Annotated in this window: 15 protein-coding genes; 10 read left to right on the forward strand and 5 right to left on the reverse strand. The window is 64.7% G+C overall.

Annotated elements, in window-relative coordinates; all coding sequences use genetic code 11:
• The first annotated feature begins 2 nt into the window (after positions 1-2).
• Complete coding sequence (locus tag DBIPINDM_RS25180) at positions 3-6,620, forward strand: MBG domain-containing protein (RefSeq protein WP_258581742.1); 6,618 nt, start codon at positions 3-5, stop codon at positions 6,618-6,620.
• 99 nt (positions 6,621-6,719) lie between these two features.
• Here the strand turns inward: DBIPINDM_RS25180 and DBIPINDM_RS25185 are convergent, their stop codons facing one another.
• The 5 genes from DBIPINDM_RS25185 to DBIPINDM_RS25205 form a co-directional block, all read right to left on the reverse strand.
• On the reverse strand, positions 6,720-7,094 hold the full coding sequence (locus DBIPINDM_RS25185) for a hypothetical protein (protein ID WP_258581743.1): 375 nt from the start codon (positions 7,092-7,094) through the stop codon (positions 6,720-6,722).
• Between the two features lie 195 nt (positions 7,095-7,289).
• Positions 7,290-10,574: an efflux RND transporter permease subunit gene (locus DBIPINDM_RS25190; RefSeq protein WP_258581744.1), complete on the reverse strand. Its 3,285-nt coding sequence runs from the start codon at positions 10,572-10,574 to the stop codon at positions 7,290-7,292.
• Positions 10,571-13,705, reverse strand: a complete 3,135-nt coding sequence (locus DBIPINDM_RS25195; RefSeq protein ID WP_258581745.1) for an MdtB/MuxB family multidrug efflux RND transporter permease subunit — start codon at positions 13,703-13,705, stop codon at positions 10,571-10,573. Before DBIPINDM_RS25195 ends, DBIPINDM_RS25190 begins: the two co-directional genes overlap by 4 nt.
• Positions 13,702-15,132 carry an efflux RND transporter periplasmic adaptor subunit gene (locus tag DBIPINDM_RS25200; RefSeq protein ID WP_258581746.1) on the reverse strand — a complete coding sequence of 477 codons (1,431 nt, stop codon included), beginning with the start codon at positions 15,130-15,132 and terminating at the stop codon, positions 13,702-13,704. The genes DBIPINDM_RS25195 and DBIPINDM_RS25200 overlap by 4 nt, the downstream gene beginning before the upstream one ends.
• Positions 15,133-15,273: 141 nt before the next feature.
• Positions 15,274-16,032 carry an SDR family NAD(P)-dependent oxidoreductase gene (locus tag DBIPINDM_RS25205; protein ID WP_258581747.1) on the reverse strand — a complete coding sequence of 253 codons (759 nt, stop codon included), beginning with the start codon at positions 16,030-16,032 and terminating at the stop codon, positions 15,274-15,276.
• Between the two features lie 152 nt (positions 16,033-16,184).
• On the opposite strand from DBIPINDM_RS25205, the gene DBIPINDM_RS25210 reads away from it, so the two are divergent.
• The 9 genes from DBIPINDM_RS25210 to DBIPINDM_RS25250 all read left to right on the forward strand — a co-directional run bounded on the left by DBIPINDM_RS25210 (position 16,185) and on the right by DBIPINDM_RS25250 (position 25,342).
• A complete protein-coding gene (locus DBIPINDM_RS25210) occupies positions 16,185-17,594 on the forward strand; it encodes an aldehyde dehydrogenase family protein (protein ID WP_258581748.1) in 1,410 nt (469 codons plus the stop codon).
• Between the two features lie 15 nt (positions 17,595-17,609).
• Entirely contained in the window at positions 17,610-18,413 is an 804-nt protein-coding gene (locus DBIPINDM_RS25215; RefSeq protein WP_258581749.1) for an N-formylglutamate amidohydrolase, read from the forward strand.
• A 71-nt stretch (positions 18,414-18,484) separates the two neighbouring features.
• Positions 18,485-19,069 carry a helix-turn-helix domain-containing protein gene (locus DBIPINDM_RS25220; protein WP_258581750.1) on the forward strand — a complete coding sequence of 195 codons (585 nt, stop codon included), beginning with the start codon at positions 18,485-18,487 and terminating at the stop codon, positions 19,067-19,069.
• Positions 19,070-19,226: 157 nt separating this feature from the next.
• Positions 19,227-19,952, forward strand: a complete 726-nt coding sequence (locus tag DBIPINDM_RS25225; protein WP_258581751.1) for an ABC transporter ATP-binding protein — start codon at positions 19,227-19,229, stop codon at positions 19,950-19,952.
• A gap of 42 nt (positions 19,953-19,994) precedes the next feature.
• Entirely contained in the window at positions 19,995-21,149 is a 1,155-nt protein-coding gene (locus DBIPINDM_RS25230) for an ABC transporter substrate-binding protein (protein ID WP_258581752.1), read from the forward strand.
• Positions 21,150-21,195: 46 nt separating this feature from the next.
• Positions 21,196-21,900, forward strand: a complete 705-nt coding sequence (locus DBIPINDM_RS25235; RefSeq protein WP_258581753.1) for an ABC transporter ATP-binding protein — start codon at positions 21,196-21,198, stop codon at positions 21,898-21,900.
• 8 nt (positions 21,901-21,908) lie between these two features.
• A complete protein-coding gene (locus tag DBIPINDM_RS25240; RefSeq protein ID WP_258581754.1) occupies positions 21,909-22,808 on the forward strand; it encodes a branched-chain amino acid ABC transporter permease in 900 nt (299 codons plus the stop codon).
• 17 nt (positions 22,809-22,825) lie between these two features.
• A complete protein-coding gene (locus DBIPINDM_RS25245; protein WP_258581755.1) occupies positions 22,826-23,914 on the forward strand; it encodes a branched-chain amino acid ABC transporter permease in 1,089 nt (362 codons plus the stop codon).
• 33 nt (positions 23,915-23,947) lie between these two features.
• Complete coding sequence (locus tag DBIPINDM_RS25250) at positions 23,948-25,342, forward strand: glutamine synthetase family protein (protein WP_258581756.1); 1,395 nt, start codon at positions 23,948-23,950, stop codon at positions 25,340-25,342.
• The last annotated feature ends 10 nt before the right edge of the window (positions 25,343-25,352 follow it).

Here is a 25,352-nt window from a genome sequence, read left to right on the forward strand (position 1 = left end):
GCATGCGAAGCCACTCACCACACCGCCGCAACCGCGCCAGTGCGCCGCTGATGGCGCTGCTGCTGGCATCAACGGCGCTGGTCGGTTTCACATCGGCGCGGGCGCAGGAACTGCCGACCGGGGGCAGTGTTGCCTCCGGCGGCGTCACCATCTCGAACCCGTCATCCTCGCAACTGAGCATCAAGCAGTCGACCAATTCGGCCATCGTCAACTGGCAGAGTTTTTCGATCGGCGCGGGTGCGACCGTCAACATCGACCAGCCATCATCGTCGGCCACGATGCTCAACCGCGTCACCGGCGGCACGAAATCGACCATATCAGGCCAGCTCAACGCCAATGGCCAGGTGTTTCTCGTCAACCCCAACGGCATCGCCATCTCCAAGACCGGCAAGGTCAGCGCCGCCGGCTTTGTCGCGTCTTCGCTCGACATCAGCGACGATGACTTCAAGGCGGGTAAGCTGACGTTCCAGGGGAAGGGGGCTTCAGCTGCTGTCTCCAATCAGGGCTCGATCAGTATCGGCCGTGGCGGCTATGCCGCGCTGATCGGCGGCAGCGTCGACAATGCTGGCTCGATCAGCGTGCCGCTGGGCAAGGTCGGTCTGGGTTCGGGCGAGAAGGCAACGCTCGACCTTTCCGGCGACGGATTTCTCCAGGTCTCGGTGCCGACCAAGGCGGATGGCGGCAACGCACTGGTCAGCAATTCCGGCACCATCAGCGCCGATGGCGGGACAGTCGAGCTCAAGGCGGCGGCGGTGCGCGATGCGGCACGCCAGGCGGTCAACATGTCCGGTGTTGTCGAGGCGCGGACCGTCTCCGGCAAGTCCGGGGCCATTGTGCTGGGTGGCGGCGACGGTTCGGTCGAAATCTCCGGCAAGCTCGACGCTTCAGCCAAGGCAGGCGGCAAGGGCGGCAAGGTCACGGTCACCGGCCGCAAGCTGAAGCTCAAGGCAGCCAAGGTCGATGCGTCGGGCAAGGACTGCGGCGGCACGGTCAAGATCGGCGGCGACAAGCAGGGCTCCGGCACGTTGCAGCGCGCGGCGACGACCGAGATCGATGCAGCCACGACAATCAACGCCGATGCGACCGGCACCGGCGATGGCGGCACGGTGATCGTCTGGTCGGACGAGCAGACGAAATTCGCCGGCAAGATCTCGGCACAAGGTGGGGCTGACGGCGGCAATGGCGGCTTCACGGAAGTCTCCGGCAAGCAGCGCCTCGACTTCACCGGTTCCGTCGACCTGCGCGCCCGCTTCGGCGACACCGGCGATCTTCTGCTCGACCCCTACAACGTCACCATCTCGAATGGTTCCGATACCGGGGGTTTCACCGCCAGTTCCAATGACAGCGTCATCAATGTCGCCACGCTGCAGAACCAGCTGGCGCTGGCCAATGTCACCATCTCGACGGGCAGCGGCGGCGCGCAGGCCGGCGACATCACCATCGCCGCGCCGATCAGTTGGAGTGCCAACACGCTGACGCTCAGCGCCTATCACTCGATCGTCTTCAACGCCGGCGCTACGATCGGCGGTGTCGGCGGCCTGTCGCTGATCACCAACAATGGCGGCAGCGGCGGCACCATCTCCTATGCGCTTGGTGCCGCCGTGACGTTTACCGGCACGCAAGGCGCGCAGGCGCTGTCGATCAACGGCCAGAGCTACACGCTGATCTACGACGTCAACGGCCTGCAGAACATCAACACCGGTCTCACCGGCCGCTATGCACTCGCCAACACCATCGACGCGACCGTCACCTACAACTGGAACGGCCCCAAGGGCTTCATACCGATTGGCACGGACGGCAACACCAACATCCTCAACGGCGGCAACGGCTTCAACGGCACCTTCGACGGTCTCGGCAACACCATCAACTACCTATGGTCTACGCCTGGTGGAGCGAACTACGCCGGCCTGTTCGGCTATATCGGCGGTGGGGGCGCGGTACGCAATGTCGGGTTGGTCGATGCGGTCGTCATGGCGTCCTACGAGACGGGCGCCATCGCCGGTTGGAACAAAGGCTCCATCTCTGGTGTCTGGGCAAGCGGCCAGATCCACGGCGCCAGTGCGACGGGTGGATTGGTCGGTCAGAATGACGGCTCGATCACCCTGTCGTTTTCGACAGTCGGCGTGAACGCGCGCGACTACAATTCCGCCGGCGGACTGGTCGGCGCCAACACGGCGTCGGGAACCATCAGCCAGTCCTATTCAACAGGCTGGGTCCTCGGTTCGTCCTTTGTAGGCGGATTTGCCGGACTGAATCAGGGATCGATCAGCGACTCGTATTCAACCGGCCCGGCAAGTGGCATCAATGGCGGCACGCAGGTGGGCGGGTTTGTCGGGGTCAATTTTGGCACCGTCGCCAATGGCGCCTTCGATACGATGACATCCGGTCTCACCAATGCCTTCGGCAGCGGCAGCAGCCTAGGCAGTGTCATCGGTCTCGCCACCAGCGACTTCCAGAACGGCGCCGCGAATGGATTGAGTGCGGCCTTCGGCGGCGGCTCGGGGGGTCTGTATCCTTATCTGAAAAGCTTTTACCCGAACGGCGTGCAGGCAATCTCCGGCATCGCCTACAAGGACAGCGGCGTCACCCCGCTGTCGTCGGACACGCGCCAACCCTACTATGTGAAGAATCCCGGGTTGGTTACGGCTGTCGCCAACGGCATCGACCTCGGCACCGTGTCCACCGGCGTCAACGGCTACTACTATATCGCGACGCCGAACGGCACGATCGGCAGCGCCGTGCTGGTTTATACGGTGCAGGACGGCGGCCCGGATGCCTCAGGTGCTCAGAACGGCGTGACGTTCCGCACGGGCCTGTCGGGCGGCAATGTCTCCAACCTCAACGTCTATGGCAACTGGCGTCTCGACGAGGCGGACAGCTCGATCACGTCCCTTTCGGCGCTGCAAGACGCCGCTACGGCGACGGTCGGCTCGACCTATGTCGGCAGCCTGACTTTCGCCAACTGGCAGATCGAGACGGCTGCGACGACCTTCGCGATCGACCAGCTGGTGTCGATCGGCGCCGGCACGCTGGCGCTGTCGTCGAACGGCACGGTCACGCAGACGTACGGGCTGGCGGCGGCATCACTTGTTCTCGGCGGCTCTGGCGACTTCGCCCTAGGCAATGGCGGCAATCAGATCGGCACGATCGCCGGCAATGCGGGGTCGATCAGTCTGTACGACCAAGGCGGCCTTGCCGTCGGCACCGTCTCCGGCGCGCGCGGCGTGACCACGGCCGGCGTTACCGCGACCGGCCAGGTCCAGCTGCAGACGACGGGCGACCTGACGATCGCCGCTGGCGCCAAGGTCAGTGGAACGGATCCGGTGCTGGCGGCAGGCGGCAAGTTCATCAACAGCCGCGGCAGCGATGCCGTCACCGCGACCAGCGGGCGTTGGCTGGTCTACGCCGCAGCACCCACCGGCAACACATTCGGCAACCTCAACAGCGGCAACACGGCGGTCTGGAATACGGCGGCCGGCGCAACGGTGGGCGTGAGCGGCAACCGCTACGTCTTCGCCTACCAGCCGACGCTGACCTTCACCTCCGAAAATGCTTCGAAGATCTATGGCGACACCGCCATGCCGACATTGACCTACACGGTGTCGGGCTATCAGGCAGGGGTGACCAACGCCTATCTCGGCGACAGCGCCAACACCGCCTTCACCGGCGCACCGTCGCTCTCGACCCCCAATACGCTTGCCACCATGCAGCTCGGAGCCGGAACTTATACGATTACTGTCGGCGCCGGCGATATCGCTGCTTTGACCGGCTACGGGCTCGCCTTCAACAGCGCCGGATTGTTCACCGTCGCCAAGCGCGCGGTTACGGTGACGGCCGATCCTGGCCAGCAAAAGACATACGGCGACGCCGATCCAGCTGCCTACACCTATACGGTTTCGGACCTCGGCAATGGCGTCGCTCTGGCGGGCTCACTCAACCGTGACGCCGGCGAGAATGCCGGCACCTATGCCATCGGCCAGGGCACGTTGACCAACGCCAACAACACCAACTACGACATCGCCTATGTCGGCGCCAATTTCACCATCGACAAAAGGGCGATCACCGTCACCGCCGATCAGGGGCAAAGCAAGGTCTATGGCGACAGCGATCCTGCAGCCTATACCTACTCCGTTTCCAATCTCGGCGGCTTGTCGCTGACGGGCAGCCTCGACCGTGTAGCGGGCGAAAATGCCGGAACCTACGCCATAGGCCAGGGCACGCTCAACGTCGCGAACTCCAACTACGACATAACGTTCGTCGGCGCCGATTTCAGCATCGGCAAGCGGGCGGTCACCGTCACGGCCAATTCGGGCCTGGGCAAGTTTTACGGCGATGCCGATCCGTCGTCCTATGGCTACACCTACTCGGATCTCGGCACGGGTGTCGCTCTCGTCGGGGCGCTCGACCGCGATTCTGGTGAGAATGTCGGTAGCTACGCCATCGGCCAGGGCACGCTGACGAATGCCGACAATTCGAACTACGACATCAGCTTCGTCAGCAAGGATTTCAGCATCGGCAAGCGCGCCGTCACCGTCACGGCCAATTCCGGGCAGGGCAAGACCTACGGCGATGCCGATCCGTCATCCTATGGTTACACTTACTCGGATCTAGGCACGGGTGTCGCTCTAGTCGGGGCGCTCGACCGCGCTTCTGGTGAGAATGTCGGTAGCTACGCCATCGGCCAGGGCACGCTGACGAATGCCGACAACTCGAACTACGACATCACCTTCGTCAGCAAGGATTTCAGCATCGGCAAGCGCGCCGTCACGGTCACGGCCAATTCCGGCCAGGGCAAGACCTACGGCAATGCCAATCCGACCCTTGGCTACAGCTATACCGATCTTGGCAGTGGCGCCGCGCTGGTCGGCGCCCTTGATCGCGCTTCGGGCGAGGATGTCGGCACCTACGCCATCGGCCAGGGTTCGCTGACCACCGCAGACAATGCGAACTACGACATCACCTTTGTCGGCTCGACCTTCAGCATCGGCAAGCGCGCGGTCATCGTCACGGCAACCTCCGGACAAGGCAAGACCTACGGCAACGCCGACCCATCGTCATACGCCTACAGTTACTCCGACCTCGGCAGTGGTGCGGCCCTTGTCGGCGCGCTCGACCGCGCTTCGGGCGAGGATGTCGGCAGCTATGCCCTTGGCCAGGGTTCGCTGACCAACGCCAACAATTCGAATTACGACATCACCTATGTCGGTTCGAACTTCAGCATCGGCAAGCGCGCGGTCACCGTCACCGCGACCTCCGGACAGGGCAAGACCTATGGCAATGCCGATCCGTCGGCTTACGGCTATAGCTATTCGAACCTCGGCACGGGTGTTGCGCTGGTCGGTGCATTGGATCGCGCCGGTGGCGAGAATGCCGGTACCTATGCGATCGGTCAGGGCACGCTGAGCGATGCCAACAATGCGAACTACGACATCAGCTTCGTCAGCAACGATTTCACCATTGCCAGGCGGGCGGTCACGGTCACGGCCAATTCCGGCCAGGGCAAGACCTACGGCGATGCTGACCCGTCATCCTATGGCTATACCTACTTGGATCTCGGCACGGGCGTCGCTCTCGTCGGAACACTTGACCGCGCTGCTGGCGAGAATGTCGGAGCTTACGCCATCGGCCAGGGCTCGCTGACCAACGCCAACAACGCGAACTATGACATCACCTTCGCCAGCGCTGATTTCGCGATCGGCAAGCGCGCCGTCACCGTCACGGCCAATGCCGGCCAGGGCAAGACCTATGGCGATGCCGATCCCTCGCTCGGCTACACCTTCTCCGACCTTGGCAGCGGCACGGCGCTTGTCGGCGCGCTCGACCGTGGCGCGGGCGAGAACGTCGGCATCTATGCGATCGGGCAAGGCACGATCACCAATGCCGCCAACGCGAACTACGACATCACCTATGTCGGCGCCAATTTCGCCATCGGCAAGCGGGCGGTCACGGTGACCGCCAATACCGGTCAGGGCAAGATCTACGGCAATGCCGATCCGACGCTTGGCTATACCTTCTCCGACCTTGGCAGCGGCACGGCTCTTGTCGGCGCGCTCGATCGCGCTTCCGGTGAGAATGTCGGGATCTATGCGGTCAGTCAGGGCACGATCACCAATACCGCCAACGCGAACTACGACATCACCTATGCCGGCGCCGATTTCACAATCGGCAAGCGGTCGATCACCGTCGTCGCCGACGCGCAAAGCCGGCTGCAGGGCTCAACCAATCCGCCGCTCACCTACACGATCGGTGGGCTCGGACTGGTCGGCAGCGACACGCTCGCCGGCTCGCTCTCGACCGATGCGACCACGGCGAGTGCGCCGGGCACCTACGCCATCGAACAGGGCAGTCTAGCCGCCTCGGCCAACTACGACCTGACCTATGTCGGCGCCGATCTGGTGGTGCAGCCAAGCAGTGCTGCGCCATCGGCCGACACCGCCAGCGTCGTCGCCTACAGTGCGGCCAGCCATGGTGGCGGGCAACCTGTCCCGGTTTTCTTCACCGGCCAGCCAGCCGCCGGCGAAACACAAGCGCTGGTCGAGGATCCTCGCTTCGGCGGTCCGGCCGTCTGCCAGGGTCTTGGCGACACCGCTTCGATCTGCGCCATCGCCTCGGTCCAGTAGGCTCTAACCTTGCTTCCGCCAGTGTGCGCGAGGGTCGAGCAGAAAAACCGGCGCCCCCGAAATCTGTCTGGGGCGCCGAGCGGTCATTGTCGGCCCGCGTCAGCCGTTCGGGTAATAGCCGCCATCGGAGCCGTCACCGATGTAGAAGCCGCCGCCCGAATCGTCTTGCAGTTGCTGATCCAGGTTCTCGATCTGGCCGAGCAAGCTTTGGTATGCGCCGCCACCCGTGGCCGAGCGATGGATGCTGTCGGCCTGCATCATCAGATCGTGCTCCTGCTCAGGGGTGATCGCCTTCGCATCCATTGCCTCGACAATCCCCTGCTTGACACCCTGCAACTGATCCAGGACCGCCCTTGCCTCGACGGACATGCCGCCGGGCTCGACCCTGTGGCGATGCACCGCGTAAGCACTCGATAAGGGCACCGCAGCCAGGAGCGATGCGATTGCTATGATCTTCGGTGTAAAACTGCGCATGGTTGCGCCTCCCTTCAACGGGAAAAGCGGTAAGGCTATCGCTTTCCGATCGCGGGCAATCTGCTCCCGTCGCGTCGCGATGATCCTCTCATCGCCGGCGGTTCGTGGCCCGCACTGTCGATATAGGGATGTATCGAGCCCGGACACGGCAAGGAACGCAAAGTTGACAGTTTGTGATCGGCAGAGAGAGCCGGCTCACTGTCCAGCTTGCACGCCTGGCTGCCAGGGGTACCGTGCCCGCGAACGCAATTGCCGGCACCAGCGACCGAAACGGTCGACATAGATGTAGATCACCGGCGTCGTGTAGAGGGTCAGGATCTGGCTCAGGATCAGGCCGCCGACGATGGCGATGCCGAGCGGCTGGCGCAGTTCCGCGCCTTCGCCAAGGCCGATCGCCAGCGGCACGGCGCCGAACAGCGCGGCCATGGTCGTCATCATGATCGGGCGGAAGCGCAGCAGGCATGCCTGGTAGATGGCGTCATGCGCCGATCTATTCTCGTTGCGCTCCGCGGCCAGCGCGAAGTCGATCATCATGATCGCGTTCTTCTTGACGATGCCGATCAGGAGGATGATGCCGATCAGCGCCATGATGGAGAACTCGATGTTGAACAGGGTCAGCGCCAGCAAGGCGCCGACGCCGGCCGACGGCAAGGTCGACAGAATGGTCAGCGGGTGCGCGTAGCTTTCGTAGAGAATGCCGAGCACGACATAGACGGCGATCAGCGCGGCAAGGATCAGCAGCGGCTGGTCGGACAGCGAATCCTGGAAGACGCGCGCCGTGCCCTGGAAACTGCCATGGATGGTGGCCGGCATGCCGATGCGGTCGGCGGCCGCGTTGATGGCCGCGACGCCTTCACTGAGGGCGACGCCCGGCGCCAGATTGAACGACAGCGTGGTGGCGACGAACAGGCCCTGGTGGTTGACCGACAGCGGCGTGCTGCCGGGGCCATAGTGCGCGACGGCCGACAGCGGCACCATGGTCTCGGCTCCGGTGCTGACCGCTGAACCGGTCGAGGCCGCCGTCCTGCCGGTGCTGGTAATGGAATTGTTGGCCTGGTTGCGTGCGGCGTCGGCGGCGACCGACTGGGCGCTGCTGGACTTGCCTGATACAACGAATGTGCCGGCAACCGCATTGCTCGACTGCGATCCACCAACCGATCCGCCCGATGTGCTGACATAGACTTTTTTCAACGCATCGGGGGTCTGCCAGTATTGCGGCGCCACCTCCATGATGACGTGGTACTGGTTGCGCTGGACATAGATGGTGGACACCTGGCGCTGGCCGAAAGCGTCGTAAAGCGTGTTGTCGATCTCGCTGGCTGATATGCCGAGGCGTGTTGCGGTGTCGCGGTCGATGGTGACGTCGGCTTCCAGGCCCTTGTTCTGCTGGTCGCTGTTGACATCGGTGAGCTTGGGTTCCGTTTGCAGCGCGGCCGCGAGCTTCGGCGCCCATTCCGCCAGTTCGTCGAAACTGTCACCTTGCAAGGTGTACTGGTACTGCGCGTTCGACTGCCGCCCGCCGACGCGTATATCCTGCACCGCCTGCAGGAAGAGCGTGGCGCCTGGCACCACAGCCAGTTCGGGCCGCAGCCTGGCGATGACCTGGTCGGCGGAGATCTTGCGCTCGGCCAGCGGCTTCAGCGACACGAACATGTAGCCGGAATTGGTCTGGCCGCCGCCGGTGACGCCGACCGCGGTGTCGACGGCGGGATCCTTGCTGACGATGCCGGCGAACTGGCTGAGCTTCTGCGACATCAGTTGGAAGGAGGTCGCCTGGTCGGCCTGGATCGAGCCGGTCAGCCGTCCCGTGTCCTGCTGCGGGAAGAAGCCTTTTGGGATGGTGACATAGAGGTAGCCATTGAGGCAGAGCGTTGCCGCCAGAACCGCCATGATCAGCAGCGGATTGTCGAGTGCCCAGGACAGCGATCGGCGGTAGCCGCTCAGCATGCCCTCGAAGATACGCTCGCTGAAACGGTAGAGCCGGCTATGTTCGCGTTCTCGCTCGGGGCGCAGCAGGATCGAGCACATCATCGGCGTGGTGGTCAGCGAGATGGCGAGCGAGACCAGGATCGCCGCCGACAGCGTGATGGCAAATTCGCGGAACAGTCGTCCGACGATGCCGCCCATCAGCAGGATCGGGATGAAGACGGCGATCAGCGACAGGCTCATCGACAGCACGGTGAAGCCGACCTCCTGGGAGCCCTTGATGGCCGCCTCCATGCGGTCCATGCCGGAAGCGGTGTGGCGGGCGATGTTCTCCAGCACCACGATGGCGTCATCGACGACGAAGCCAGTGGCCACCGTCATCGCCATCAGCGACAGATTGTCGATGCTGAAGCCGAGCAGGTACATGACGCCCAGCGTGCCGACCAGGGATACTGGCACGGCCACGATCGGCACCAGCGCCGAGCGCACGTCGCGCAGGAAGGCGAAGACGACGAGGATCACCAGGCCGATGGCGATCATCAGCGTCTGTGCGACCTCGCTCAGTGAAGCGCGGATGGTGGTCGAACGGCCGACCGCCAGCGACAGGTCGATGGCTGGCGAGATCGAGGCCCGCAACGTCGGCAGCAGCGCCTTCACCCGGTCGACCGTCGCGATGATGTTGGCGTTGGGCGAGCGGTTGAGGATGATCAGGACGCCCGGCTTGCCGTTGGCTAGACCGGCATTGCGGATGTTCTCGACGGAATCATTGACCTGGCCGACATCGGAGAGCCTGACCGGCGCGCCGTTGCGGTAGGCAACGACCAGCGAGCGATAGGCGTCGGCCTGGTTGGCCTGGTCGTTGGCGTAGATCTGGTAGCGCTGGTCGCCGACGTCGATGGCGCCCTTGGGGCTGTGGGCGTTGGCCGAGGCGAGTGCTGCGCGCACATCCTCCAGCCCGATGCCGTAATCGTAGAGCACCTGCGGGTTGAGCTCGACGCGCACCGCCGGCAGCGAGCTGCCGCCCACCGACACCTCGCCGATGCCGTCGACCTGCGAGAGTTTCTGCGCCAGCACGGTGCTGGCGGCATCGAAGAGCTGGCCCTTGGACAGAGTGTCCGATGTCATCGACAGAACGAGGATCGGGGCGTCGGCGGGATTGACCTTACGATAGGTGGGGTTGGAGCGCAGGCTGGACGGCAGGTCGGCGCGGGCGGCGTTGATCGCCGCCTGGACGTCACGCGCGGCACCGTCAATGTCGCGGTCCAGCCCGAACTGCAAGGTGATGCGGGCGCTGCCGACGCTGCTCGACGAGGTCATTTCGTTGACATCGGCGATCTCGCCGAGATGCCGCTCGAGCGGACTGGCGACGGTGTTCGCCACCACCTGGGGGCTGGCGCCTGGCAGCGAGGCCGTCACCGATATTACGGGGTAGTCGACCGCCGGCAGTGGCGCCACCGGCAATTGCGGAAATGCCACCAGCCCGGCCGCCAGCAGGCCGAAGGTCAGCAGCGTCGTCGCCACCGGCCGCCGGATGAAGGGAACCGACAGGTTCATGGCGCGGCGTCCGCACCATGGGCACGGGGAAGATCGGGGGCACGGGGAAGGTTGGGTTCGATGCCGCGCAGGCGGGCGGCGAGGCGATCGAACCAGAGATAAATCACCGGCGTGGTGAACAGCGTCAGCAACTGGCTGAGCAGCAGGCCGCCGACGATGGAGACGCCCAAGGGATGGCGCAGTTCCGAGCCGACGCCGGTGCCGAGCATCAGCGGCAAGGCGCCGAGCATCGCCGCCAGCGTCGTCATCAGGATCGGGCGGAAGCGCAGCAGGCAGGCCTGGTAGATCGCCTCGCGCGGCGCCTTGCCTTCATTGCGCTGCGCGTCGAGTGCGAAGTCGATCATCATGATGGCGTTCTTCTTGACCACGCCGATCAAGAGGATGATGCCGATGATCGAAATGATGGTCAGGTCCTGGCCGGCGATCATCAGCGCCAGCAACGCGCCGATGCCGGCCGAAGGCAGCGTCGACAAGATGGTGATGGGGTGGATGAAGCTTTCATAGAGCACGCCCAGCACGATGTAGACCGTCACCACCGCCGCCAAGATCAGGAACAGCGTGTTGTCGAGCGAAGCCTGGAAGGCACGCGCCGCGCCCTGGAAGCTGGTGATGATGCTGAGCGGCATGCCGATATCGGTCTGCGCCTTCTCGATCGCCGTGACCGCCTCGCCAAGCGACGCGCCTGGCGCCAGGTTGAACGACACGGTGGTGGCCGGGAATTGCCCCATATGGGTGATCTGCAGCGGCGTGGTGGCGATATGGGTGGTTGCCACCACCGACAGCGGCACGGGCGCGCCGCCCGTCGACGAGGGCAGATAGACGGAAGAGAGCGCCTTGAGCGAATCCTGCTCCGAAGGGGCGGCCTCGAGAATGACGCGGGACTGGCTTGACGTGGTGTAGATGGTCGAGACCATGCGCTGGCCGAAAGCGTCGTAGAGCGCGTTGTCGACCGTTGCCGGCGTGATGCCGAAGCGGGCGGCCTGGTCGCGGTCGATGTCGACAAAGACGGCAAGGCCGCTGTTCGACAGGTCGCTGGCGACATCGGCGAGCTGCGGCAGCGTGTTCAGTTTTGTGAGCAGCTTCGGCGTCCATTCTCCCAGTTCGTCGGCATTGGCGTCCTGGAGCACGAATTGATACTGGGTGCGGCTGACCTGGCCGTCGATGGTCAAGTCCTGAACCGGCTGCATGTAGAGCGTCACGCCCGCCACCGAAGCGGCTTCCTGTTTCAGGCGCGCGATGACCTGCGTGATATCAGCGGTGCGCTGTTCATGCGGCTTGAGGTTGATCAGGATGCGGCCGACATTCATCGTGGTGTTGGTGCCGTCGACGCCGATGAAGGACGACAGGCTGTCGACATCGGGGTCTTTGAGAATGATGGTGGCCAGCTGCTGCTGGCGGTCGGCCATGGCGGCATAGGAGATCGACTGCGGCGCCTCGGTGATGGCCTGGATGACGCCAGTGTCCTGCACCGGGAAGAACCCCTTGGGGATGATCACGTAGAGCGCGGCCGTCAGCACCAGGGTCGCCGCCGCCACCACGAGCATCAGCGTCTGCCGGTCGAGCACCCAGGTCAGCGCCCGACCATAGCCACGGATGACCCAGTCGAAGAAGTCGCGGCTGGCGCGCTGCAGGGCATTCTCCCGCACCGCCGCCACCGGCTTGAGCAGCTTGGCGCAGGCCATCGGCACCAGCGTCAGCGACACCACGGCCGAGATCAGGATGGTGGTGGCCAGCGTGATCGAGAATTCGCGGAACAGCCTGCCGACGACATCGCCCATGAACAGAAGCGGGATCAGCACCGCGATCAGCGACACGGTCAGCGAGATGATGGTGAAGCCGATCTGCTGCGACCCTTTCAGCGCCGCCTGCAGCGGGGTCGCGCCTTCCTCGACATAGCGCGCGACGTTCTCGATGACGACGATGGCGTCGTCGACGACGAAGCCGGTGGCAATGGTCAGCGCCATCAGCGAAAGATTGTCGAGGCTGAAGCCGAACAGGTACATGACACCCAGCGTGCCGACGAGCGACAGGGGAACCGAAAGGCTCGGAATCAGCGTGGCGCGCGCGCTGCGCAGGAAGACGAAAATGACCAGCACGACGAGGATGATCGACAGCGTCAGCTCGTATTCGACGTCGCGAACGGAAGCCCGGATGGTCGTGGTGCGGTCGGTCAGCACCTTGATGTCGACGGCATTCGGCAGCGAGGCCTGCAGCTGCGGCAGTAGCGCCTTGATGCGGTCGACTACGTCAATGACGTTGGCGCCGGGCTGGCGCTGGATGTTGAGGATGATCGCCGGCGTGCTGTTCATCCAGGCGGCGAGCCGGTTGTTCTCGGTGGCGTCGACCACGTCGGCCACATCGCTCAGCCGCACCGGCGCGCCGTCCTTGTAGGCGACGATCAGCGAGCGGTATTCGTCGGCGCTCTTCAACTGGTCGTTGGCGTTGATCGTGTAGGCGCGCGACGGTCCGTCGAAATTGCCTTTCGCCGTGTTGACGTTGGCGCTGCCGAGCGTGGTGCGCAGGTCGTCGAGGTTGAGGCCGTAGGCGGCGAGCTTGCGCGGGTCGGCCTGGACGCGCACGGCGGGGCGCTGGCCGCCGCTGAGGCTGACCAGGCCGACGCCCGGCAGCTGCGATATCTTCTGCGCTAGCCTGGTGTCGGCAAGCTGCTGCACATCGCGCAGCGGCATGGTCGCCGAGGTCAGGCCGAGCGTCAGCACCGGCGCGTCGGCCGGGTTGACCTTGGCATAGATCGGCGGCGCCGGCAGGTCGGCCGGCAGCAGGTTGCCGGCGGCGTTGATGGCGGCCTGCACCTCCTGCTCGGCGACATCGAGCGAGATCGCCAGGCTGAACTGCATCGTGATGACGGAGGAACCGGCCGAACTCACCGAGTTCATCTGGTTGAGGTTGGCGATCTGGCCGAGCTGGACTTCCAGGGGTGCTGTGACCGAGGATGTCATGACGTCAGGGCTGGCGCCGGGATAGAAGGTCTGCACCTGGATGGTGGGATAGTCGACCTCGGGCAGGGCCGAGACGGGCAAATAGCGATAGGCCAGCAGGCCGGACAGCATGATGGCGACCATGAACAGCGATGTCGCCACCGGCCGCAGGATGAAGGCTCGCGACGGGCTCATTGCTGCTGCCCGGACTCCGCGTGACGGTGCTTGTGGCCCTGATGCTTGTGGGTCGTGCCATCCGCCGTCTGTCCGCCGGCTGTCTCCCCATTTGACGTCTCCCCATTTGGCGTCTGCCCATCCGACGTCTGTCCGTCCGACGGCGCCGCTGCTTGTGGGGTCTGGGCGGGCGTCTGTGCCGGCTCGGGGGGCTGGCCCGCCGCCGGGGTTGGCGCTGTCGCCCGAGGCTGTGCCGGCGCCGGGGCCGGCGCCTGGCCGTCCTGCTGAAGGTTGATATGGGCGCCGTCGCGGAGCTTGTCGGCGCCGTCGACGACGACGCGGTCGCCGGGGTTCAGGCCAGCGAGGATCTCGACGCGTTCGCCATTGGTGACGCCAAGCGTGACCTTGCGCACGGCAACGGTGCTGTCGGGGTTGACCAGATAGACGAAGGTGCCGGGCAGGCCGCGCTGGATCGCCGCGATCGGGGCGATCGCCACGTCCTTGTGCTCGTCGACGAGAAGCCCGACGTTGACGAACTGGTTCGGGTAGAGGACACGCGCTTCGTTGGCGAAGCCCGCCCGCAGCTTGATGGTGCCGGTGCTCGGGTCGATCTGGCTGTCGAAGGTCTCGAGCTGGCCGTCGGCGAGCTTCTTGGCTCCGGCGCGATCGAAGGCAGTGGTGGGCAGCGTGGCGCCCTGTTGCATGCGTTGCGCGATGGCGGGCAGTTCGTCCTCGGGCACCGTGAACAACACACTGATCGGCTGGACTTGAGTGATGATGACGATGCCGTTGGCATCGGTTGGGGTGACGTAGTTGCCCTGATCGACCTGGCGCAGGCCGGCCCGTCCATCGACCGGAGAGAGGATGCGGCAATAGTCGAGATTGAGGGTGGCGGTCTGTATCATCGCCTGGTCGACCTGGACGGAGCCCTGGTCCTGCGCGACAAGGGCGACTTGCGCGTCGAGGGTCTGGGGTGTCGCCGTCCCCTGCGCCACCAGCTTCTGGTCGCGAACGAGGTCGAGCTGGGCATCCTTGAGCATGGCCTGGTCGCGCACCAGCTGGCCCTGGGCCTGGGCGAGTGCTGCCTGGAAGGGGCGGGGATCGATTTCAGCCAGCAGGTCGCCCTTCTTGACGTCCTGGCCCTCCTTGAAATTTACCTGGATGAGCGGGCCGGTGACCTGCGACTTGACGGTGACGGTGGAGAGCGAGGTCACCGTGCCGAGTGCGTTGAGCGTGACGTCTATGGTGCCCTTTTCGACGGCGGCGGCGCCGATCGTCGTCGGCGCGCCGCGTCTGCCGCCGGGTTGCCTGGCCTCGACATGCGGGCGTTGATAGAGATAGGCGCCGGTGGCGGCGACAATGGCAATGAAGATCAGCCACTGAATCCAGCCACGCGAACGGCGTGGCGCGACGACCGTCTGCAGGGGCATTTCCAATTGCTGGTCCATGGCGGCATCTTTCACCCCCATCGACCAATATGACCGAAACGACCCCAAGTCGAATTAACAGTTGGACAGGTTTGGCGCGGCCCTGCCGGCCGCTCAATCGCCCCGAATTGCTGCCGGGTTGGCCAGCCGCGACCTCGCCTTCTACATGCGCATCAACAGGCCGCCGTCGACGGCAAGCTCGATGCCGGTGATGTAGCTCGCGGCGTCTGAGAGCAGGAAGAGCGCCGCGTTGGCCATGTCCTGCGGCGTGCCGATGCGGCCAAGCGGCGCGTAGCTCGCCACCGCCGAACGCTTTTCCTCGGTGTCCCAGCGCGCCTGCAGCGGGGTCAGCGCCATGCCAGGGCAGATGGCGTTGGAGCGGATGCGCTCACCGGCGAGCTGCATGGCCAGCGATTTGGAAAGCGCGCACACACCTGCCTTCGAGGCCTGGTAGGCGTCCTGCGGGTTGGCGTCGCCGCGATACCACTGGATGGTCGAGAAATGCACCATGGCGCCGCCGCGCCCGCCCGAGCGCATATGCGGAACGACGGAGCGTGCGGTGTGCACGAAGGATTTCAGATTGATGTTGAAGACCTCGTCCCAGACGTCGAGGTCCATCTCCAGCGCCGACTTGTCGCGGCCGAACCAAAGCACGCCGGCGACATTGGCGAGATAGTCGATGCCGCCGCGCTCACGGCCCGCCGTGCCGACGACCTGTTCGACGAAAGCGGCGTCGGTGAGATCACCCTGGGCGAAGGTGAGCCTGTCGTCATAGGCGGCCAGCGATGCCGGGCCGGCCTTGACGTCGATGGCGGTGACGGAGGCGCCGGCGTCGAGGAGTGCCAGCGTGATCGCTTCGCCCATGCCGCCGCCCGCGCCGGCGACGACCGCATGCCTGCCGGTGAAATCATAGACGATCATCTCAACCCCTCATGTGCTGCCGCCAATGCGTGATGGTAGGACAATAGGGGCGGATAAAAATTCCATCAAGCGGTATTAGAAAAAATTTGCCAAAATAGAAAATCGCGATATCGTGCCCGCATGACCTCTCCTCTTGGATGGATCTCAAGACCATGAACCTGCATTCCGCCGCGCGGACCTTTTCCGTGACCTCTCCCGTCGACGGCTCGATCTACACGACGCGCGTCTATGCCGATGGCAGGACAATCGAGGCGGCACTCACCCGGGCTCGCGTGGCCTTGCCGTCGTGGCGGCGGACGCCGTTGGCCGAGCGGCTGGCGATCCTGCTGCGCTTCGGCGAGGAGATGAAGGCGCGGGCGACGCAGCTGGCTGAAATGGTGGCGTGGCAGATCGGCCGGCCGCTGTGGCAGGCCGATGAGACGCCGCGCTTGGCGCTGGTGGGGCAACTGCTCGCAGACGTCGCGCCGGAGACGCTGGCCGACGTGCCTTATCCTTCGGACGAAAACATCCGCCGCTACGCCAAGCCGGTGGCGGGCGGCCTGCATCTGTCGATCTGTGCCTGGAACTATCCGACCGCCATGCTCGGCTATCTCGTCACCGCGCCACTCGCGGCCGGCAATGTCGTGATCTTCAAGCATTCGCCGCAGACGCCGCTGATTGCCGAGCTGGCCGAGGAAGCTTTTCGTGCTGCCGGCGGCCCGGAAGGCGTGTTCCAGAGCCTGCATCTCGACCATGCCGATGCCGAGAAGCTAATCGCGTCCGGCGCCGTCAACGCGGTGAATTTCATTGGCTCGGTCAATGGCGGCCGCCGCGTCCACGCCGCCGCTGCCGGCACCTTTACCCAGGTTCATCTCGAGCTCGGCGGCAAGGATCCAACCTATGTCAGGGCCGATGCCGATCTCGAGGCGACGATCCCGCAGATCGCCGAGGGCAGCTATTCCAATGCTGGCCAGTCCTGCTGCTCGGTCGAGCGCATCTATGTCGACAAGGCGATCCACGACCGCTTTGTCGAAGCGCTGGTCGCCGAGACGGCAAAATGGACCGTCGGCCATCCCTTCGACGAGAAGCCGATGCTCGGTCCGGTGGTGCGGGCGAGTGCTGCCGACACCATCCGTGGTCTCACCGAAAGCGCAGTGCGGGCAGGGGCCAGGCGCGTGATGCCAACGGATGGCGCGCTCAAAGCCTCCGGTCTCGGCGCCGCCTATGTCGCGCCGGAGGTGCTGGTCGGCGTCGACCACGGCATGCCGATTATGCGCGATGAGCTGTTCGGGCCGGTGGCCTGCATCCAGTCGGTCGGCGACGACGACGAGGCGATCGCCCTGATGAACGACAGCGATTTCGGCCTCAGCGCCTCGATCTGGACCCGGGATATCGAGCGCGGCGTGGCGTTGCTCGACGAGGTCGAGGCCGGCACTGTCTATCTCAACCGCTGCGACCATGCCGACCTGCATCTGCCCTGGGGCGGCATCAAGAATTCCGGTCTCGGCCGCACCAATGGCCGCGCCGGACTGGCGGAGGCGACAGCAGCGAAGTCCTACCATGTCCGCTCCGTCATCGGCTGATCGGAGGGCGGCGCGGTGAACGCTGCAACCCTTGCAGAGCTTGACGATGCGGCCATCGCCGCACTGGCCGCCGCCAGCGTCGAGCGGCTGCACATCGACGCTGCCAGCCCCTATCTGCTGATCGCCGAGCATGCCGGCAATGCCGTGCCTGCGCCGTGGCATGACCTTGGTCTGGCGGCCCCCTATCTCGACACGCATTTCGCCGTCGATATCGGTATCGACGCCTTGACACGACGGCTGTCGCGGGCGCTGCGGGCACCGGCCGTGATCGCGCATTATTCGCGGCTGTTCCTCGACTACAACAGGCCGGCTGGCGAATGGGATTTCATGCGTCCGGATCTCGGCGGCATCCCGGTGCCCGGCAATCTGGCGCCGGACGCGGCCGATGTCAGGCTGCGCAAGTCCATCGCCTGGGCACCGCTCGAACAGGCGATCGTTGAGGCCGCCGCTGGCCGGCAGGCGCTGGTCTCGGTGCACTCCTTCACCCCGGTGATGGGCGGCGTCAGGCGTAACGTCGACATCGGCGTGTTGTGGCGGGAGCCTTCGCCTTTCGTCACCTCGGTGCTGAAAACGCTTGGTGCGCAGGGGGCGGAAGCCGGGTTGAAGATCGGCGACAACGAGCCTTACGACTGGCGCCAGGCGATCGGCTACACGCTGAACCGGCACGGGCTGGAGCAGGGCATGCCCTGCCTTTATCTCGAAGTGCGCAACGACCTGCTTTCCGATCCGGAAACATTCGAGCGCGTCAGCCGCACGCTCGAGACTGTCTTTGCCACCGTCGCGATGTCGCTATGGCCGAAACCAGCCGTAGCCGTCTAAAGGCTGGACGCCCCAGAGCGGCCCCGCTAGAGCTTGTCGAATTGGAAACACGGCAGCCAAGGGCGTGGGCGATGCAGGGCAATGTCGGCAGCAAGATCCGCGATGCGCGCAAGGAGCAGAACATCACGCTGCGCGATCTCAGCGAACGCTCCGGCCTGTCTGTCTCGCAGCTGTCGAAGCTCGAGAACGGCAAGGCCCGGCTGACGGTCGACGTGGCGCTGATGATCGCCGGCGTGCTGCATGTGCCGGTGGCGTCGTTCCTGTTCAGCCCGAAGCCCGGCATGCAGGCACGGCGCTCGATCACACGCGCCGGCAGCGGCATCCTGCACCAGGGCAATGCGATGGAATTCGAGGTCTTGTGCAGTGATTTTCGCGACAAGACCAACATTTTCTGGCGGGTGACGCTGCGCGCGAAGAGCTTTGAGGAGAATGGCGGCTGGCGCAGCCATTCAGGCGAAGAGTTCATCCATGTGCTGAGCGGCAGCCTGGAACTGCACACGATCCACTATGATCCGACGGTGCTGCAGCCTGGCGACAGCATCCTGTTCGACGGCGAAATGCAGCACGCCTATATCGCGCTCGGCGACGAGCCGGTGGTGATGCTGATGTCCAACACCGTGCCGCGTGATGGGCTTCCGGCCGGCGCCGGCTTGTGACCTAGCCCTGGCCGGAATTCGACCCTGAAATCCCGTCGCCTTAAGAATATTTTCTAAAATGGAAAAAAATACTTGTTATGGAAAAGTCGGAGGTCTAGCATCCCTTTGACCGGCCGACAGGAGAAATAGCCATCGGCCGGGATGGGAGATGTGACCGATGCTGTCGGTTGAGGCAGTCAGCAAGACCTTTGGCGGCGTGCAGGCATTGCGTAGTGCCTCGCTGTCCTGCGAGGCCGGCGAAATCCTCGGCCTGATCGGCCCCAATGGGGCCGGCAAATCGACGCTGGTCAATGCCATCTCCGGCGTGCTCAAGCCCGATACCGGCAGCGTCCGGCTAGCGGGCAAGGAAATCACCGGCCATGGTCCTGAGCATTGTGCGCGGGCAGGGGTCGCGCGCACTTTCCAGACCATCCGCCTGTTCAAAGATTTGACCGTCCGGCAGAATGTTGAGGTCGCCCACATCACCTGTCAGGCGGTTCGGCCCGCTGCCGCGGCGCGCATCGGCATCGACCAGCTGCTCGCCCAGTATCAGCTTGATGGTTGTGCCGATGTTCCGGCCGGCACGCTGTCCTATGGCAGCCAGCGCCGGCTCGAAATCGCCCGCGCGCTGGCGCTGGGGCCGTCGCTGCTTCTGCTCGACGAACCGGCGGCGGGCCTCAACGAAGGCGAGTCCGAGACACTGGCGGTCGCGATCGAAGGCATTCGCCGCGATGTCGGCTGCGCCACCATCGTCATCGACCATGATCTGCGTTTCATCAACCGGCTGTGCGACCGGCTCTGCGTCATGGACCAGGGCCAGGTGATCGCCTCCGGGCAGACCGAAGCGGTGTGGCGCGATCCGCGCGTCATCGAGGTTTATGTCGGGCAGTCCGCCACATCGTGACGGCGCCCTGAACGGGAACAACAAGGGAGAAGGAGGGGTTCGATGGAAAAGATGATCTTGGGGGCCGCGGTCGTCGCGGCAGGACTTTTGCAGGTGTCGCATGCGGGCGCCGCCGATCTGAAGATCGGGCTCGCGGTGGCGATGACCGGCACCTATGCGCCCTACAGCGAAGCCGAGGGCGCGCGCTGCATGGCCGACAAATTGAACAAGGCGGCTGCGACAGGCGATCCCAAGGTCGAGTTGATGATCGAGGATAACAGGTCCGATCCGCAGCTCTCGGTTTCGCTCGGCCAGAAATTCCTCGATGCCGGCGCGCAGATCATCACCGGCGTGCCGTTCCCTGATGCACTGATCCCCACCGCGCAGATCGCGGCACCCTATGGCGCCACGGTATTCTCGGCGCCGAACACGCAGCTCGAAATGCAGCAGGCCGGCCTCGACAATTTCATCGCCGGCGCGGTGCCCGATCCGATCAATGCGGCGGCGACCGCCAATGCGCTTTACGGCAAGGGCGCACGCAACGTGGCGCTGATGGTTTCGCCCGATGCGGGCTCCTATTCCGAAAAACTGCCGGAGTGGTTCGGCGAGGTGTTCGAGCATCTCGGCGGCAAGGTCGTCGGCAAGTTCAACTATTCCTGGGGCACCACGGACTGGTCGCCGCAGATCGCCAGCATCAAGGCGTTGCCGCAGAAGCCGGACGCCATCCACATTTGCGGCGTGCTGCCCGATGTCGGCATCTTCATCCGCCAGCTGCGCGCCAATGGCTATGATGGCTGGGTGGCCGGCTGCGATGCCTTCGACGACAAATCTCTGGAAGGCACTGTCGGCGATCCGGCCTCACTGGAGAAGGTGATGTTTGCCACCCATGGCGCCACCGGCGTCGACGGGCCGATCGACAAGTTCCTCGCCCAGTGCAAGGCCGATGGCTACAAGATCAACGGCATCTTCGACGCGCTCGGCGCCGACATGGTGCAGATCAGCTACGAGGCGGCGAAGAAGTCCGGCACCGTCGAGCCGGCCGCCTTGCGCGAGGCGATCCGCGCACCGGGCGGCTATCCCGGCACCACCGCGCCGGTCATCTCCTTCGCCGAGAAGAAGGGCTATCCGGTGAAAGTCGTGCCGGTGATGGGTTTTTCGAACGGCAAGCGGGTGCTGATCACCGATGCGCCGCCGACCTTCGTTCCGGCGCTGAACTGAAGCAGGCAGGTCAAGTGATGATGGATCGAGCCTGGCAGACCCCGTCGTGCTGACGGTCGATAATCTGGTCGTCCGCTACGGCGCGGTGAGCGCGGTGCGCGACCTCAGCCTCAAGGTCGGGCGGGGTGAACTCGTCGCCCTGCTTGGCCCCAACGGCGCCGGCAAGAGCTCGACCATCAATGCGCTGACCGGGCTGGTCACGCCGGTCTCGGGCCGCATCGTTCTCGACGGCCAGGACATTTCGCGTGTCCGCACCGAGGACCGCATTCGCGCAGGCCTGACTTCCACACCGGAGGGCCGGCATATCTTCGCCAATCTGACGGTTGGCGAAAACCTGCGGCTGGGGGCGGCGACACGGCGCGATCCCAAGGGCGTGCGCGGCGATATCGAACGCTTCCTCGCTTTGTTTCCGGTGCTTGGCGAACGCTACGGGCAAGCGGCCGGCACGCTGTCGGGCGGCGAGCAGCAGATGCTCGCCATCGCCCGGTCGCTGATGTCGCGGCCGAAGCTCTTGCTGCTCGACGAGCCGTCGCTCGGGCTGGCGCCGAAGATCGTCGTGCAGATCTTCGACTTCATCGGCGAGCTCAAGCGGGAAGGGCTGACGCTGCTGGTGGTCGAGCAGAACGCCAAGCAGGCACTGCGCTTTGCCGACCGCGTCTATGTCGTCAGCGCTGGCACGCTCCGCTATGAGGGTCCGCCGGCCGAGCTGGCCGACGAGCATGGCCTCTTCAACCTTTATATCGGCGGATAGACGGCAACATGGATTATGCCTTGCAGCAGCTTCTCAACGCGCTCGCCTTCGGCGCGGAATATTCGCTGGTCGCGCTCGGCCTGGCGGTGGTGTTCTCGATCATGGGCCTGGTCAATTTCGCGCATGGCGAAATCATCGGCGTCTCGGCCTACAGCGTGTTCCTGGCGGCGGCTCTCGGGCTGACCTCGCCGATCGTCGCCGTGCTGCTCGCAGTCGCTGCTGCCGCACTTGCGGCTGTTGCCTTCGAGCGGGTGGCGTTCCGGCCGGTGCGCTATGCGCCGACGACGACCGGGCTGCTCACCGCCTTCGGCGTTTCGATCGTGGTGCAGAATCTTTTCATGCTGTTGATCTCGCCCAAGCCGCAGTCGGTCTCGATCCTCAATGGGCTGAACCAGATGTGGTTCTTCGGCCCGTTCGCAGTATCGTCGCTGCAGGTGATGGAACTGATCGTCTCCGGCCTGACCATTCTTGCGCTCGTGTTCTTTCTTAACCGCTCGACTTTGGGTCTGGCGATCCGCGCGGCGTCGCGCGATTTCGCCACGGTGCGGCTGATGGGCATCAGGGCCAACCGGGTGATCGCCACCGCATTCGCCATCTCCGGCGCGCTGGCCGGCATCGCCGCCGTCTTCATCATCGCGCGCCGCGGCAGCGTCTCGCCCGATCTCGGTTTCAGCCTGGTGCTGAAGGCCTTCGTCGCTTGCGTCATCGGCGGCTTCGGCTCGCTGGCGGGTGCCGCGGCCGGCGGCATGCTGCTGGGCTTCATCGAGGTTGGTCTGCTGGTTGCCCTGCCGCAGGAATATGGGGGCTTCAAGGATGCGCTCACCTACGTGATCATCGTCGCGCTGCTGGTCTACCGGCCGGAAGGCCTGCTCGGCCAGCGGGTCGAACTCGGCGACAAGGAGATTTGAAGTGGGGGAGATTTGAGGTGTCGCAGGCAATCGAAAACACCGCGCCTCCGGTTACTGCAGCCACGCGGCCCAGCAGCAGCGCCCTGACGCGGTCGCTGATTGGCGGGCTGGTGACGTCGCTGCCGGTGCTGGTGATCGGGCTGGCGATCCTGAATTTCGCGCCGACCTACTACACCTATCTGGCGCTCGGCGCCTTCGTGAACCTGATCGTCGTCGTCGGCCTGCAAGTGTTCATGGGCAACAGCAACATTGCTAATCTCGGCCACAGCGCCTTTGTCGGCCTCGGCGCGTATGGCGTTGCCATTCTCTCCACGCCGCTGGCGATGAAGAAACTGTCGATCCCCAATGCGCCGTTCGGCTTCGCCGCGCTGCAACTTGATCCGGTGTCATCGGCGCTGATCGCGCTCGTTGTGGTCGGCATCATCGCCGCCGTCAGCGGCAAGGTGATCAGCCGGCTGTCGGGCGTCGCCGCGACCATCGTCAGCCTGGCGCTGCTGATCATCGTCCATTCGGTGTTTCTCAACTGGACCGATCTGTTCAAGGGCAACCAGGCTTTCTTCGGCATTCCGAAGGTGGTCGGCCTACCATGGATGCTGGTGTTCTCGGTGGTGGTGATCGTGCTGGCCCGCCTGTTCAAGGATAGCCGCTGGGGCCTGCAGCTGAGGGCCAGCGCCCAGAGCCCGCAGGCGGCCGCCGCGCTCGGCATCGACGCGAAGAAACTGCGGCTGATGTCCTGGGTGCTGTCGGCGCTGATCTGCGGCCTGGCGGGCGTGCTCTACGCCTATTTCGCCGGCACGATCAGCCCGAAACTGTTCTACTTCCAGATGATCTTCAACACGCTGGCGATGCTGATCCTGGGCGGCATGGCGACGGTGACGGGTGCGGTGACCGGCGTGATCGTGCTTTCGGTCGGGCTCGAATTCATCCGCAGCATCGAATCCGGTGTGACCATCGGCAGCATCCAGCTGCCGCAATTGCTCGGCCTGTCCGGCGTGGCGCTCGGCGTGGTCATCGTGCTGTGCATGGCCTTCCGGCCAAGCGGCATCAGCGGCCGCTGCGAGCTCGACGAACTGTTGTCGCGATTTTTGCGGCGCAACGCGAAATAGCGGCGCCCGGCATTCTTTGGTGGAGGACTGAAAGTGGAATTTGAGGACAAGGCCGCGGCTTACGCGCCCCAGCTCGAAGCGTTGCAGAAGAAACTTGCGGCCGACGGGGTCGAGTTCATCGAGGTGCATACGGTCGACACGTCGGGTGCGTTCCGCTCCAAGATCGCGCCGCTGAAGCTGTCGGCCTATGGCGAATCGATCAACGCCATTCTCTATTGCGTCACCCATGGCGATGGCCAGCCGATGGGCGATGTCGCCTTCGCTTCGCCAAGCGCCAATGAGGAGAACGGCTTTCCCAACATCAAGGGCATCATCGATCCGGCGACCGTGGTCCAGCATGGCTGGAAGCCGAAATTCGCCTCCGGCATCACCCGCTCCTACATGCTCGAGGGCGCGGTCTGCCCGTTCGATCCGCGCGGTGTGCTGGCTCGCGTCGAGGAGCGCGCCAGGGCTCTCGGCTACGAGCCGATGTTCGCGCTTGAGTACGAGTTCGGCATCTTCCATGCCGACCACGATCTGATGCGCGCCGGGCGCTACCGCGAACTGAAGCCTTGGGGCCATTCGCTGATCAACTATGATCTGGTGCGCAGCGGCGAGTATCAGGATTTTGCCGCCGAGTTCATCACCCGCATGAAGAGCATCGGCATCGGCGTCGCTTCGCTGGTCACCGAATATGGTTACGGCATGTACGAATATGCGCTGACGCCGAAATCGGCGCTGCAGGCGGCGGACGATGCCATGCGCGCCAAGCTGCATCTGCGCGAACTCTGCGCCGAGCGTGGCCTGGTCGCCACCTTCATGACCCGCTTCCAACCGCCGGGCAAGGAAAGCGCCTGCGGCGCGCATCACCATGTCAGCCTGTGGCGCGACGGCAAGCCGGCCTTCGCCGCGGGACCGAACAAGCTGACGCCGGTGGCGGAAAAATTCCTCGCCGGTGTGCTCAACCGTATGCAGGAAACGCATCTCCTGTTCCGGCCGACGGTCAATTCCTATCGCCGCTTCGACCGTGGCGCCTGGTCGCCGGAAGATGTCGCCTGGGGTTTCGAGAACCGCACCGCGCCGATCCGCGCCATCACGACGCCGAATGACGGCGCCTGCCGGTTGGAGCATCGTGCGCCCGGCGCCGACATCAATCCCTATCTGTCGATCGCGGCGATCCTGGCTGCGGGTTGCGAGGGCATCGAAAAGGACCTGCCGCTCGAGGCGCCGGTGACCTCGAACCTCGCCAATCTCGACAAGCCGAAACTGCCGCGCACGCTCAATGCGTCGATCGAGGCGTTCGCTGCGTCGGACTTCTGCGCCGAGGCCTTTGGCGAGGCCTTCCGCGACAATTACGCCGAAAGCCGGCGGGCCGAGCAGGCTGCGTTCGACGCCTGGCAGGCGTCGCACATCACCGACTTCGAATGGCAGCGCTATTTCGTCAGCTGACGAGAGTTGT

The organism is Mesorhizobium sp. AR02, assembly GCF_024746835.1.
Classification (GTDB): Bacteria; Pseudomonadota; Alphaproteobacteria; order Rhizobiales; family Rhizobiaceae; genus Mesorhizobium.

Bases quoted from the DNA above. Each gene is read 5' to 3' on its own strand.
- DBIPINDM_RS25180 (WP_258581742.1), top strand. From the start codon at position 3: ATGCGAAGCCACTCACCACACCGCCGCAACCGCGCCAGTGCGCCGCTG.
- DBIPINDM_RS25185 (WP_258581743.1), bottom strand. From the start codon at position 7,094: ATGCGCAGTTTTACACCGAAGATCATAGCAATCGCATCGCTCCTGGCT.
- DBIPINDM_RS25190 (WP_258581744.1), bottom strand. From the start codon at position 10,574: ATGAACCTGTCGGTTCCCTTCATCCGGCGGCCGGTGGCGACGACGCTG.
- DBIPINDM_RS25195 (WP_258581745.1), bottom strand. From the start codon at position 13,705: ATGAGCCCGTCGCGAGCCTTCATCCTGCGGCCGGTGGCGACATCGCTG.
- DBIPINDM_RS25200 (WP_258581746.1), bottom strand. From the start codon at position 15,132: ATGGACCAGCAATTGGAAATGCCCCTGCAGACGGTCGTCGCGCCACGC.
- DBIPINDM_RS25205 (WP_258581747.1), bottom strand. From the start codon at position 16,032: ATGATCGTCTATGATTTCACCGGCAGGCATGCGGTCGTCGCCGGCGCG.
- DBIPINDM_RS25210 (WP_258581748.1), top strand. From the start codon at position 16,185: ATGAACCTGCATTCCGCCGCGCGGACCTTTTCCGTGACCTCTCCCGTC.
- DBIPINDM_RS25220 (WP_258581750.1), top strand. From the start codon at position 18,485: ATGCAGGGCAATGTCGGCAGCAAGATCCGCGATGCGCGCAAGGAGCAG.
- DBIPINDM_RS25225 (WP_258581751.1), top strand. From the start codon at position 19,227: ATGCTGTCGGTTGAGGCAGTCAGCAAGACCTTTGGCGGCGTGCAGGCA.
- DBIPINDM_RS25230 (WP_258581752.1), top strand. From the start codon at position 19,995: ATGGAAAAGATGATCTTGGGGGCCGCGGTCGTCGCGGCAGGACTTTTG.
- DBIPINDM_RS25240 (WP_258581754.1), top strand. From the start codon at position 21,909: ATGGATTATGCCTTGCAGCAGCTTCTCAACGCGCTCGCCTTCGGCGCG.